This is a genomic window from Paenibacillus profundus (genome assembly GCF_021369635.1).
GTDB lineage: Bacteria > Bacillota > Bacilli > Paenibacillales > Paenibacillaceae > Paenibacillus_B > Paenibacillus_B profundus.
Window position 1 is genome coordinate 518,889 of sequence record NZ_JAJNBZ010000001.1, and the last position, 13,461, is coordinate 532,349.

A 13,461-nucleotide genomic window follows, 5' to 3' on the forward strand; every position below is an offset into this window, starting at 1 on the left:
TGCATGCATATTTGCAGTTCCTCAAGTTGCCGATAGCAGGACTCGACGGTATCTACAGACTTCTGGCCGTTATTCACCAGACTTCTAGAGACATGCTACTAGTAAAAGAAGCGCTGGTTGCGCATGTCAATCATCAACGGTAAGTGGCGTGACGGTGGTAATCATTGATTGTCGTGAAGGCCACATCTAATTATACATCGTAGAACGTAAAAGCAACCGGAGGCGGCAAACCTCCGGTTGTTCCTTTTGCTCCCTATGCTCCCTATGTTCCTTACTGTTCGCGGCGCGGCTCCCAATCGGGAATGCCGATGCAGATGCCGCCATCAATGATGATCGACGTGGAACGATCGCTATTGTTCCGCGGCAGGAGCCGATTTTGGGACCCTTGCAAATCCATATTGCCGCCTATAGCGAGCGTGCCGCCAAAGTCAAATATAACGTTGTTATTCACAGTTAGCTTATCCTTCACGAGAATATCCCCACGCACCTCTATTTTTGAAATTGTACTAGGGTCGGATTTGGCTTGAAGTAGAATATTTCCTGCTATAATATCACGAGTATGAGCGGAATCGATAAAGATGAGGTTATGGGCAATCAGGTTGTTGACAACGACAATGCGGTCTCCTCCCACTGTAGAATTCCCGCTGGTGGTGATGTTTTCAGCGTATAGCAGTTCGGTTGCCAGCAGTTGGGCATTGTCGTTTACCTCCAGCTTGTTTTTTACTATGATACGATTCGCCTTGATAACAGTGCGTTCGATCGTAGCTCTGTACTCATTTTTCCAGTCGCTTGCAACAAGCGGACCGTCAATAATGAGATCGCCATGAATCGTCAAATGTCCGCCATTATGCAACGTTAGCGATGAGAGATGCATGTTCCCGTAAATCTCTACGTTAACGTAAGAGTCGTATGTAAGGCTGCCCCCAACGATATTCACTAGTCGATTGGGAGCGCCGATAGTATAGGAGCTTCGCTCCCCATTTCGATCGATAACAGCATTACCCAGAGCAATCGTTTCTCCAGCCAAGGCTTCCGGCTTGTCTACTTCAGACAAATCATATTGGCACTTGCTTCCGCAGCTGCGATCAGGGGAGGGGGCTGTCATTGCCGAACTTTCCTTTTGCTTTTCCTCTAAAAATTTTCCGATAGGCGTCTGCAAGTCAGAATGCTTGCGAATAACAACATCCTCAGCTTCGTTCTCTTCATCGTCGCTTTGTTTGAGATATATGGGCGGGTCTTGCCAATCATTGTGGTGCGGATCCTTGAATTTTCCCTGCAGCAGCAGCTTATCCAGCGTACAGTCACGATCGTCCGGATTCGGGGATACGACCGTTTCTCCGAAGCGCGGCGCCTTTAAAAAGGAATAGACCATTTCTTTCTTGCCTTTCTGCAAGGAGGCTTCGCTCTTCATATAGAAGCGGTCAGATTGTGCGTCGGGAAATACATCGGTTACATCGTTCATGCACACGGTCGTCGACCAGCCGCTTCCCGTCTGTACGGTTTTATTCCCCATTCCCGCGTAAGTGTTGCGATAATGCTCCGAAGCGACTGGCGAGCCGCCTATCTTGCGTTGGTATTGGTTTAAATAGCTAATGTAGCTTTCCATATTGCCTACCGTTATTTCCTGGGCAATGCGCTGCTCCGAGCTTAAATGCTGCTGCACCACACCGGTGCCGACGACCTGGAGCAAGAGCGGGACGGTAAGAAATAATAGGATCATGCACAAAAAGACAATCATCATAGCGCTGCCGCGTTCACGGCGCAGTATGTTCAAGCACAAATGCAACTTGTTCACGATATCAGTTCCTTTCCTTCAGATAACTCCTGCCGAGCTCAACGGAACGTTACGGGCAGCTTGCGGCATACCCCGCGGGCGGAGGGTCATCATCCGCGGCAGCATGTTCCACCAGATTCAGCATAATAACAAGCAATGATGTCCAGCTGCATTACCGATCCTTCATCAACTTTGCCGTAATCGTGTAGCGTGAATTGGCATTGCCGGACGTTAGCTCGGGCCGCCCCATCGAGTCTCTGCTGATGCTCTGGAATTCCAGCACTGCTTCCAGAAGGCTGCCTGCCTGAGCGATGGCGGGAAACTCCGCCGTATTCACCGACGTTCCATCCGGCAATTGAATGATGCGGATTAGCGGAGCGGCCGGCATGCTATGGGCAAGCGAATACAGGTAACGATAGCGATCAGGATGCGACTTCAAGGTTACGGAAGTATCGGCAAGCTTGACCATCACTTCTTCGTCAGTTAGGTCGGAGGCGGAGGGAACAGAGAATGAGTACACATTCCACTCCTCTGTCGATGAATGATGGATGATGGCCCGGTAGTCCTTGCCAACTCGAAGTCTAATCTCCTGCGGAGACGAGAGTGCGGCGAGAGAAGCTTCCGATATGAGATGATGGAATTGCTTGCTTGTCCAGCGGACGGATGTCTCTTGCATTTGTGCGGCAGTAACCATATTGCTGTTCGTTTGCAAGCTCCACCAGAAGGTCAGGGCTCCGCCCAGAATGACGGAAGTGATGAGCAATGCCGCCATCAGCTCCAGCAGCGTCAACCCGCGTTCATTGCGGATGCGGGACGGTATGTGCATCATGATCCCTCCCATGAGACCGAGACCGTCAGCAGCATCGGCCGATTGTGATAGGATGGTTCGTTCATGTAGACGATCGATTGTACGACAGCTTGATGGTCAGCAGATATGGGTGCGGGGGCGGCGCCGTCTACATATGACTGTAGCGGATGGATGGTCACTTGGTATGTGTTGGCTTGGCCAGGATGGGCGCGCACATCGTCACGGGTGATGCCGCTCGGCCCGATCGATTGCGGTTGGGAACGATATTTATGTATGAATGATTCCGCGATCGTGACAGCTTCGTGAGAGCGGCCCATTGACTTGTCCGTCTGCTGCACAAAGCCGCTCATGGTGATAAAAACGATAAGCAGCATGCTAAATATGGCGGTAGCAGCCAGCACTTCGATCAGCGTCAGGCCGTCTCTGCGATACAGCTTAAAAGAAAAGCGCTTTAACATTAAGCGGGCAAACATGCGGGAACACCTTCCTTTATGAAGTGATCCAATAGGACTTGAGAATGATAGGTGAGACCATTATACCACTTATTCCGTAATTTGACAGTTGATTCTGTGAAAATATGATTACAAGATCGTGTTCAAAAGGGGGCTTTTTGAACAACCTCTACAATAACGACGAATATCCTTACATCGTCCGGTCCAATTCGACAAGAGACGATGTAAGGATGATAGGGTCTGTATGGAGCAGAAATCGAGAGCTACACGTCTGGATGTCTTAAACGAGCATTTTGCGGAATTCCGTAGTTAATAGTGGCACGACTTCGAACAAATCCCCGACGATGCCGTAATCCGCCACTTGGAAGATGGGAGCTTCCGGATCGATGTTGATCGCAATGATGACACGTGATTGGCTCATTCCCGCCAAATGCTGAATTGCGCCACTGATGCCGCAAGCAAAATAAATTTCAGGTGTGACGACCTTCCCGGTCTGACCGATTTGTAAAGCGTAGTCACAATAACCGGCATCGCAAGCCCCGCGTGATGCGCCGACTGCTCCGTTCAACACGAGGGCCAGCTGTTCAAGCGGCTTAAAGCCCCCCGCGCTTTTGACGCCACGGCCACCGGAAACAATAATTTTGGCTTCGGCCAAATCAATCGAACCGCTCATCTTCGTGACGACATCACGAACTACGGTCCGCAGCGAAGGTGCAGGAGCGGGAAGCGCAACGACAGCAGGGGAAGATACCGTCGCATGTGTAGGCAGCGTACCGTTTTCCGGTGTAAATGCTGGAAAGTTATTCGGCCGAATCGTAATAATCCACGGGTTCGATTGAGTCGTAAATCGTCGGGTCTCAAATGCTTTGCCTGCATACACCGGACGCCGGAAGGCGAATCCGTCCGTGTCTTGCGAAATCGAGATGACATCGGAGATTTGCCCGGTGCGAAGGTGTGCAGCCAACATTGGGGCGAGATCGCGTCCCATCGCAGTATGTCCGAAGAGGACGACCTCTGGCGACTCTTGTTCCACGAAAGCGCGCAACGCAGAGAAGTACGCCTCCGAGTCGTAATATTTATATCGCTCATCCTCGGCGCAATACACATGAGCGATTCCAGGGATAGATAAACTTAGTACCGCTTCCTGCAGTCCATATCCAATCGCAAGAACAATAATCCGATCGTCGGAAGAGGCCATCTGCTGAACGGCGTCAAGCGCCTCGAACGTTACCTGACGCAGTTGGTTTCCCCGCATTTCGGCGATGACAGCATAAGTGCAGCTCATATCGCAGCACTCCTTTCTTATAATCATCCATGTTGTTGGTCTCTTAAGAAGTTGCTTCAACGTACATTTCATGCTCAAAAATACATGTTTGAATGCTCTTTAAATGGAAACAGATGTCAGAGACATTTTGCTTCCTCATGCAGCAAGCGAATTAGCTCTTGTACTTGAGCAGCAGCATCGCCTGCAATCATTCTGCCTGCTTGACGCGGCGGCGGCGGCTCTAACGCTAGACGTTCTGTTCGGGGCTCCAGCGCCGCTTCTTGAGACAGCTCAGCTGCAGAGACTACGCGAATTGGCTTGCGCTTTGCTTTCATAATTCCGGGAAGAGAGGGGTAACGTGGTTCATTCAGCCCTTGCTGCGCTGTGAACAGGGCGGGCAACGATACATCGAGAAGTTCCGCGTTCCCTTCGGCATCGCGTTGAACTTGAACTAAGCTGTCTCCCGTCCTTTCTAGTCCGGTAATCGCGGATACGTGCGGCATATTGAGCAGAGTCGCGACGCGAACCGCAACCTGGGCGCTGCCTTGATCCACGCTGAAATGACCGCCAAAGATGATGTCCGGCTGCTGCTCCTGCAGAATGGATGCAATCCAGGATGACACGATATATTCATCATCTGACGTTCCCCGGCCCTCTGGAGGAACGATATGGATAGCATCATCGGCACCCATGGCTAGGGCGGTGCGCAACGCTTCCTGTGAACGTTCTGGACCTGCGGTTAGTACCGTTACGGTGCCGCCATGCGCTTCTTTCCAGCGCATAGCTTCTTCTAGCGCGTATTCGTCGTAAGGATTAATGACCCACTTTACCCCATCTTCCGAAAGCACTCCGTCTGTGAGGACGACTTTTTCTTCGGTATCGAATGTTTGCTTGATGAGGACAAAAATGCTCATAAAATCACCTCGAGTTATGGCTTCTTTAATACATGATATGCTCGGACGAGCAAGATATCTCCTGTTTAACCCATTGTCAACTCGGGGATATGAATTGCATTTTTTCTATTAAGCCTACATATCCATCAAGCAAGGGCAATCCTCTGGTTGTTGTGTCACAGCAGGGGATGCATTTGTTCATATCAGACATCGGTGGAGGGGGATAGAATGCTAATTTATGTTAAATGGCTTGTCTTTATTATCGTTGCTTCCATCGGTGTCGGCATGTTTGTCGAAATTTGATTTGCAGGCGTGTGCTCTATATGCGTCACGGTCAAGCAGGCGACCCGGTATCGAAGCGGTCGGTTCGGACGATGCAGGCGCTCGGACAGAAACTCAGCGAAGGCAAGCTGTGACGAGATTTTCCAAGTGGTCTTATGCACGCAGTGTTGTTCTATGGGTTTATCTACTTGCCAATCGACTTGATGGGGGCGTAACGTACGCAGCGCGTGACGCAAGCGCTGGTCCGTCTGCTGCATGAGGCACTCCACTATTGTGACGGCCTGACCCCACACGTATCATACGTTGAAAGAAGAATATCCGGACTGTGGACTGCAACCGGACATCCAAGGAAAATCCAAGTATTTCATCACACGGAATGGTTACATAAGCTGTGGCTGGCCGGCAGGCTGCGTCCCGTTCACTCGCTCCAGAAGCAGGTAGCATGGCATGACTCCTGTTACCTGGCGCGCTCCAACGGAGTGCTGGTAGCGCCGAGACAATTGCTGAAAGCGATTCCCGGCCTAGATCTGCTCGGACTGGAACGGCACGCATGAATGTCATGTGCTGCGGTGCGGGCGGAGACCGCATGTCAAGTGACCACGATAAAGTGGTTGGTACGGGCCAAGGGGGCAATACGCAAGTTGATGATGGTTGCGAGTGCATGATTGAGGAGGGACGAAGGTGAAGAAATGGAACGAGGTGGAGCGGGCGGCCGTGATCGGATCGGGCGTCATGGGAGCCGCCATCGCGGGGCAATTGGCGAATGCGGGCATCTCCTGCTTGCTGCTTGATATGATTCCGCCAGCGTTAACGGTGGAAGAAGAGAAAGCGGGTCTGAGCCTGGAAGACTTCCGCGTTCGCAATCGGCTGGCGAGGTCTGCGGTGGAGCGGCTGAAGCGAAGCAATCCGGCATCATTATATGTGGAAGCGTTCGCAGAGCGGATTACTCCCGGCAATACGACCGACCATATGGCGGAGCTGCAGCGCGTGGATTGGATTATTGAAGCGGTGACCGAACGGCTGGACATTAAATGTGCCGTATTGGAAGCAGTGGAACGGCAATGGCAGGAAGGAACGTTGGTCAGCACGAATACGTCGGGCATTTCCGTCGACCTCATGCTGGAAGGCAGGACAGAAGCGTTTAAAGGCTCTTTTGTCGGCACTCACTTCTTCAATCCGCCGCGCTACATGCATCTGGTAGAGCTGATTCCTGGAACCGATACGAAGACGGAAACACTGGCACAGGCAAGAGAATGGTGTGAACGCCGGCTCGGCAAAGGAGTCGTTGTAGCGAAGGATACGCCGAATTTCATTGCCAACCGCATCGGAACGTATGGATTGCTCATGACATTGAAGGAAATGGAAAGACTCGGCTTAAGCATCGAGGAGGTCGATACGCTCACTGGACCTGTCATGGGACGCCCGAAGAGCGCCACCTTCCGCACGCTGGATCTGGTCGGGCTTGATACGTTCCAGCATGTGGCGAACAATGTGGCTGAACAGGTGCAGTGCGATGAAGAGCGCGCCGCGTTCCAGCTCCCTGCCTGGTTTCAGGAAATGGTTCAGCGCGGCTGGATCGGGGAGAAAAGCGGGCAAGGATTTTACCGCAAAGAGCGGACAGGAGCTAGCGCCGATCCAATTCGAGCCGTGAGATGGTCGGATTGGAGCTATGAACCGCGCAAGCCGGTGAAGTCTGCTTCGCTGGAGCAGGCGAAGCGCGCCAAAGGAACGGAGGCAAAGCTGCAGGCCATATTGAAGCTAAGCGATGCTCATGCGCAGTTCGTCTGGAATGTGCTCAAGCATGTGCTCTGCTATTCCGCTGCTAAGCTAGGGGAGATTGCCGACGATATTCGCGTCATCGACAAGGCGATGCGCTGGGGATTCAACTGGGAGCTCGGTCCGTTTGAATATTGGGATGCGATAGGCGTGCGCGCCAGCGTGGAACGGATGGAAAGGGAGGGAACAACGGTCCCTTCATGGGTGACGGATTGGCTCGCAGCGGGCCATGAACAGTTCTATGAACGTCGACCGGAAGGGGTGTTCCATGTTTCGCGCGGAGAATGGAAGCTGGTGGAGACAGACCCAGAATTGGTATCGCTCCGTGAATGCAAGGAGCAGGGGAAGACCATTACGCGCAATTCGGGAGCGAGTCTGATTGATATTGGGGACGATGTGGCCTGCCTTGAATTCCATTCGCCGAACAACGCGATCGGCGAAGATATATTGTCGATGATTCAGAAAAGCGTGGATATTGTTTCCCGCGATTACAGAGGTATGGTCATTGCCAATGAAGGCCGCAATTTCTGTGTCGGCGCCAATATTATGCTGCTTCTAGCAGAGGCGCAGGCCGAAGAATGGGATGAAATCGATCTGATCATCCGTCAGTTCCAGAATACGATGATGAAGCTGAAGGCGCTGAATCGTCCCGTCGTGGCCGCACCACACCAGATGACGCTCGGCGGCGGCGTGGAGGCGTGTCTGCCGGCCGATATGATTTTGTTCAGCGCGGAGACGTATTTCGGCCTCGTCGAGACGGGAGTCGGCCTCATTCCGGGAGGAGGCGGTTGCAAGGAAATCGCCTTGAGGCTGTCCAAGCGCTTCCCGCACCCGGAGGATGATGTCACGCAGCCGCTGCTGCGCGCCTTCGAAACGATTGCGATGGCCAAAGTATCTGGCAGCGGGCATGATGTGGAACGGCTTGGATATATGAGTCCGCAGGATAGGGTACTCATCCCAAGCGCACGCAGAGTGTTCGAGGCGAAGCAGGCGGTGCTGTCACTTGATGCTGCCGGGTATTGGAGAACGGCGGCGGATGCAGGCAAGCCTACGATTCGCGCAGCAGGCCGAGAAGGGCGAGCTGTGCTGCAGCTGGCGGTCTCGTCCATGCTCGAAGGCCGATATATTAGCGAGCATGATGCCAAAATTGCGCGCAAGCTGGCCCGCGTATTGACGGGAGGTGACGTTCCGGCCAATCGTCTCGTCTCTGAAGCGCACATGCTGGATCTGGAGCGCGAAGCGTTCCTGTCGCTGTGCGGAGAACCGAAGACGCAGCAGCGGATGCAGCACATGTTAAGCAAAGGCAAGCCGCTGCGGAATTAAAGGCAGCCCTGCATATGCCCAGGTTATCAGGAAGGAATATGGATGCGATGTGAAAAGGAGGGGCTTATATGGAAGCAAGCGCTTCCTCCCGTTCAGGGCGCGAGGCGGTTATTGTTGCCGCCGTGCGAACTCCCGTAGGAAAAGGCAAGCGCGGCGCCTTGGCGGAGACGAGAGCGGAAGATTTGGGCCGCGCTGTAATAAGGGCGGTATTGGAACGCGCGCCAGCCTTGCAAATGGCCGAGGTAGAGGACGTTATCCTTGGCTGTGCCATGCCGGAAGGCGAACAAGGCTTAAATGTAGCGCGGGTGATTGCATTGCATGCCGGGTTGCCGTATTCGGTGCCCGGAGTCACGATCAACCGCTTCTGCTCATCGGGGCTGCAGGCGATTGCCTTCGCGGCGGAGCGCATCATGGCGGGAGCGGCAGATGTCATTATCGCGGGCGGAGTGGAGAGCATGTCGCATGTGCCGATGACCGGCTTCAAGCTGGCTCCGCATCCCGAGATAGCGGACACGATGCCGGAATTGTACATGAGCATGGGACATACCGCGGAACGGGTGGCGCAGGCGTATGGCATCTCCAGAGAGATGCAGGACGCCTTTGCGCTGCAGAGCCATGAGCGGGCGGCCGCGGCGCAGGCGGCGGGCGCATTCGATGCCGAGCTCGTCCCGGTGCAGGCGGCGCGTACGCGCGCGGAAGCGAATGGCCGCTTGCGCACCGTGACGGAGCCGTTCGCGCATGATGAATGTGTGCGCCCGGATACGAGCCTCGAAGCGCTCGGCATGTTGAAGCCGTCCTTCAGCATGGGGGGAACGGTGACGGCCGGCAACTCCTCGCCGTTCAGCGACGGCGCAGCAGCCTTGCTCCTCATGAGCCGGGAGCGGGCGGAAGCGCTTGGTCTGGAGCCGCTTGCCGTGTACCGGACGTTCGCCGTTGCGGGCGTTCCGCCGGAAGTAATGGGCATCGGCCCGACAGAAGCGATTCCGAAGGCGCTCCGTCAGGCTGGGCTGCAGGCTGATGACGTGGCGCTGTACGAGTTGAACGAGGCGTTCGCCGCGCAATGCTTGGCCGTCATACAGCAATTGCGCTTGAACCTGGAGCGGGTGAACGTGAATGGCGGCGCCATTGCGCTCGGGCATCCGCTCGGCTGCACCGGAGCCAAGCTGACGACGAGCCTGCTCTATGAGCTGCGCCGGCGCGGCGGCGGCTATGGCGTAGTGTCTATGTGCATTGGAGGCGGAATGGGGGCGGCCGGGGTATTCGAGGTGCTTGCCCCGGCCTCGGTATAAAGCAGCAATCCAGTAATGAAGGAGGAATTGCATATGGGTGCAACTTCCGAAGCGAGACAGGTTGGAGGCGGCTTTCTAATCTTTGATTCGGATCCGGCGCTGGTCGTTACACCGGAAGACTTTACAGAAGAGCAGCGCATGTTCGCGGAGACGACACGCGCTTTTTTGGAAGGGGACGTTCTGCCTCAAGATGAGCACATCGAGCGGTTGGATTATGAATTGACGATTCGCCTGATGCGGAAGGCAGGCGAGCTCGGACTGTTGGCGGCAGATGTGCCCGAAGCCTACGGCGGACTCGGACTGGATAAGGTAAGCTCGACACTTATTAACGAAACGCTCGCCCAAGCATCATCGTTCGCCCTGTCCATAGGGGCACACGTTGGCATCGGCACCTTGCCTATCGTGTTCTTCGGTACGGAGGCGCAGAAGCAGAAGTATCTGCCTGACTTGGCATCCGGCGCGAAGATCGCGGCGTATTGCTTGACGGAGCCGACTTCGGGCTCGGATGCGCTTGGAGCGCGCACCACCGCCAAGCTATCGGAGGACGGCAAGCATTATATATTGAACGGCTCGAAAATTTACATTACAAACGCCGGATTCGCCGATATTTTCATCGTGTATGCGAAGGTGGATGGCACGCAGTTTTCGGCCTTTATATTGGAACGCGAGATGGAAGGCTTCAGTATCGGTCCGGAAGAGAAGAAAATGGGAATCAAGGGCTCATCTACCTGCCCGCTATACTTCGAGGACGTGCACGTCCCGATCGAGAACGTGCTCGGGGAGATCGGTAAAGGCCATCTCATCGCATTCAACATCCTGAATATCGGCCGCTTCAAGCTCGGCGCGGGCTGCCTCGGCGGTGCGAAGGAGACAGTGGCCCTCGCTGCGGCATATGCCAATACACGCGAGCAATTCGGGAAGCCGATAAGCCAGTTTCCACTCATCGGGAAGAAGCTGGCCGAGATGAATATCCTGACCTATGTGCTGGAGAGCATGGTATATCGGACATCCGGCTATATCGATGACATGCTGAAGAATCTGGATCATGCGGATGCGGAGGCCGGCAAGCAATCGGCTAAGGCCATTGCTGAATATGCGATGGAGTGCTCCATCAATAAAGTGTTCGCCAGCGAAGCGCTGCATACCATCGCTGATGAAGGGGTGCAAATTCACGGCGGATACGGTTACGTCCAGGAATACAAGGTCGAGCGAATTTACCGCGATGCGCGCATTAATCGGATTTTTGAAGGGACGAATGAGATTAACCGTCTGCTCATTCCGGGCACGCTGCTCAAAAAAGCAATGAAAGGCGAGCTTCCGCTAATGGAGCGGCTTGAGCAGCTTCAGGAGGAAGTGCTCTCGTATAGTGTTGCGGAAGGCGACGGTCCGCTTGTGGAAGAAGAACAGCTGCTGTCGCAGATGAAGACGCTATTCCTTATCGTGGGAGGCTCCGCAGTCCAGAAGTTCGGCACCCGCATCGAAGAGAAGCAAGAGGTTCTGTCCCATCTCGCTGACATGATCATTCAATTGTATGCGGGAGAAAGCGCCTTGCTGCGCACGAAAAAGATCGTTGAGCGCTTCGGAGAGGAGAAGGCGGATCTTGCGATTCAGATGACGCGCGTCTATTTGCGCGAAGCGCTGCAGGTGATGGAGCAACGTGCCAAAGAAACGCTGCAGGAAGCGGCGAGCGGCGACGTGCTTCGCACGCAGCTGTCCCTCTTGAAGAAATTTACGCGCGCATCCTCCCTGTCCACCCTTGCACTTAAGCGGGACATCGCGGCAAGCGTGATTAAATCTGAGCGCTATATCGTCTATTAATGAGCACGATGAACTGCCGCAACAACATTTCTCATACTGAGAGAGGAAGGGGAGGGTAGCAATGCTCGGCGAACGGACTTGGCTTCGCCATTATCCTGCAGAAGTGGCACCGTCCTTCGACTATCCCAAGCACAACGTCGCGCAGCTGCTGATTCAGGCCGTCGCAGATTATCCGGAGCGGCCCGCCGTTGAATTTTTGGGTGTGTCGCTAACGTATCGGGAGCTGCTTGAATCGGCTTACCGATTTGCGAATGGATTGCAGTCGTTAGGCGTGAAGACTGGCGACCGCGTTGCCCTAATGATGCCGAACTGTCCGCAGATGGTTATCGCATACTACGGCACGCTGCTCGTCGGAGGCATCGTCGTGATGACGAACCCGCTGTATATGGAGGGTGAGCTGACGTTTCAATTAAATGATTCCGGAGCAAAAGTCATCGTGACGTTGGACATTTTGTTCCCGCGCGTACACCATGTGAAGCGCAGCACTCCGCTGCAGCAATTCATTGTCGGGTCCATTCAAGAATATTTGCCGTTTCCGAAAAACTTGCTCTATCCGTTGAAAGCGAAAAGAGATGGTCAATCGCTGGACATACCGGATGTGCCGGGCGTGTTCCGCTTCAAGTCTTGGCTGAAGTCGTGTCCTGCGGAGCCGGTCAGCTATCCGGTCGATGCGGAGCGCGATATCGCGATGCTGCAATATACGGGCGGGACGACAGGCATGGCAAAAGGCGTCATGTTGACGCATTACAATCTGGTCTCCAACACGCTGCAAACCGCGAATTGGTTCATTGACGCCCACAGGGGAAAGGAAATCTTTCTGGCGGCTTTGCCCTGCTTCCATGTGTTCGGTCTGACGGTGCTGTTGAACTACGCGATGCATCTGGCAGGCATTCTCGTGCTGCTGCCGCGCTTTGAGACGAAGCAAGTGCTGGAGACGATTCAGAAGAAACGGCCAACCGTCTTTCCGGGAGCGCCGACGATGTACATTGCAATCAATCACCATAAGGAGGTTCATAAGTACGACCTCTCCTCTATCAAAGCATGCGTAAGCGGATCCGCGCCGCTGCCATTGGAAGTGCAGGAGCGCTTCGAATCCATCACGGGCGGCCGGCTCATTGAAGGTTATGGGTTGACCGAGGCTTCGCCGGTCACGCATGCGAATCCGCTGAAGGGCCTGCGCAAGAACGGAACGATCGGTATCCCATTTCCAGATACGGAGGCGATGGTTGTTCATCCAGATACAAGAGAGCCGCTGTCTGTCGGTGAGATCGGAGAGCTCGCCGTACGCGGACCACAGGTGATGATAGGGTACTGGAATCGGCCGGAAGAGACGAAAGCAGTGCTCAACGAGGGATGGCTGCTGACGGGAGACATGGCGAAGCTGGATGAAGACGGATTCTTTACGCTCGTAGACCGGAAAAAAGACATGATCAATGCCAGCGGCTTCAAAGTGTACCCGCGCGACGTGGAAGAGGTGCTGTTCGAGCATCCGTCGGTCAAGGAAGCTGTCGTCATCGGCGTGCCCGATCCGTATCGCGGCGAGACGGTCAAAGCCTTTATCGTCCGGGCCGAAGGCTTGGACGTGAGCGAGGAGAAGTTGGAGGAATGGTGCCGCGCAAGACTGGCGGCCTTCAAGGTGCCGCGCATTTATGAATTCCGCAGCGAGTTGCCGAAGACGATCGTCGGCAAAGTTCTGCGGCGTAAATTGATTGAGGAGGAGGGGCTGCGCAGGCAGCAGGGTGAAGAGCCGAATGAAAAACCGGATGAGTAGAAGGGGGACGA

General features: G+C 54.4%; 10 protein-coding genes. 5 read left to right on the top strand and 5 right to left on the bottom strand.

What is annotated here, in order from left to right; all coding sequences use genetic code 11:
• Positions 1-271 precede the first annotated feature (271 nt).
• The 5 genes from LQV63_RS02285 to LQV63_RS02305 all read right to left on the bottom strand — a co-directional run bounded on the left by LQV63_RS02285 (position 272) and on the right by LQV63_RS02305 (position 5,212).
• A complete protein-coding gene (locus LQV63_RS02285) occupies positions 272-1,795 on the bottom strand; it encodes a hypothetical protein (protein ID WP_233695479.1) in 1,524 nt (507 codons plus the stop codon).
• Between the two features lie 151 nt (positions 1,796-1,946).
• A complete protein-coding gene (locus LQV63_RS02290) occupies positions 1,947-2,603 on the bottom strand; it encodes a prepilin-type N-terminal cleavage/methylation domain-containing protein (protein WP_233695480.1) in 657 nt (218 codons plus the stop codon).
• Positions 2,600-3,055 (bottom strand): type IV pilus modification PilV family protein, encoded by a 456-nt coding sequence (locus LQV63_RS02295; RefSeq protein ID WP_233695481.1) that lies wholly within the window; start codon positions 3,053-3,055, stop codon positions 2,600-2,602. Before LQV63_RS02295 ends, LQV63_RS02290 begins: the two co-directional genes overlap by 4 nt.
• Positions 3,056-3,314: 259 nt before the next feature.
• Complete coding sequence (locus LQV63_RS02300) at positions 3,315-4,319, bottom strand: electron transfer flavoprotein subunit alpha/FixB family protein (RefSeq protein WP_233695482.1); 1,005 nt, start codon at positions 4,317-4,319, stop codon at positions 3,315-3,317.
• A 116-nt stretch (positions 4,320-4,435) separates the two neighbouring features.
• Positions 4,436-5,212 (bottom strand): electron transfer flavoprotein subunit beta/FixA family protein, encoded by a 777-nt coding sequence (locus tag LQV63_RS02305; RefSeq protein WP_233695483.1) that lies wholly within the window; start codon positions 5,210-5,212, stop codon positions 4,436-4,438.
• A gap of 488 nt (positions 5,213-5,700) precedes the next feature.
• Between LQV63_RS02305 and LQV63_RS02310 the strand changes: the two genes are divergently transcribed.
• The 5 genes from LQV63_RS02310 to LQV63_RS02330 all read left to right on the top strand — a co-directional run bounded on the left by LQV63_RS02310 (position 5,701) and on the right by LQV63_RS02330 (position 13,450).
• Positions 5,701-6,027 carry a (Fe-S)-binding protein gene (locus tag LQV63_RS02310; RefSeq protein ID WP_233695484.1) on the top strand — a complete coding sequence of 109 codons (327 nt, stop codon included), beginning with the start codon at positions 5,701-5,703 and terminating at the stop codon, positions 6,025-6,027.
• Between the two features lie 127 nt (positions 6,028-6,154).
• Complete coding sequence (locus LQV63_RS02315) at positions 6,155-8,572, top strand: 3-hydroxyacyl-CoA dehydrogenase/enoyl-CoA hydratase family protein (RefSeq protein WP_325175840.1); 2,418 nt, start codon at positions 6,155-6,157, stop codon at positions 8,570-8,572.
• Between the two features lie 68 nt (positions 8,573-8,640).
• On the top strand, positions 8,641-9,861 hold the full coding sequence (locus LQV63_RS02320) for an acetyl-CoA C-acyltransferase (protein WP_233695485.1): 1,221 nt from the start codon (positions 8,641-8,643) through the stop codon (positions 9,859-9,861).
• Positions 9,862-9,894: 33 nt separating this feature from the next.
• Positions 9,895-11,679: an acyl-CoA dehydrogenase family protein gene (locus LQV63_RS02325; protein WP_233695486.1), complete on the top strand. Its 1,785-nt coding sequence runs from the start codon at positions 9,895-9,897 to the stop codon at positions 11,677-11,679.
• A gap of 61 nt (positions 11,680-11,740) precedes the next feature.
• Complete coding sequence (locus tag LQV63_RS02330) at positions 11,741-13,450, top strand: long-chain-fatty-acid--CoA ligase (protein ID WP_233695487.1); 1,710 nt, start codon at positions 11,741-11,743, stop codon at positions 13,448-13,450.
• Positions 13,451-13,461: the final 11 nt, after the last annotated feature.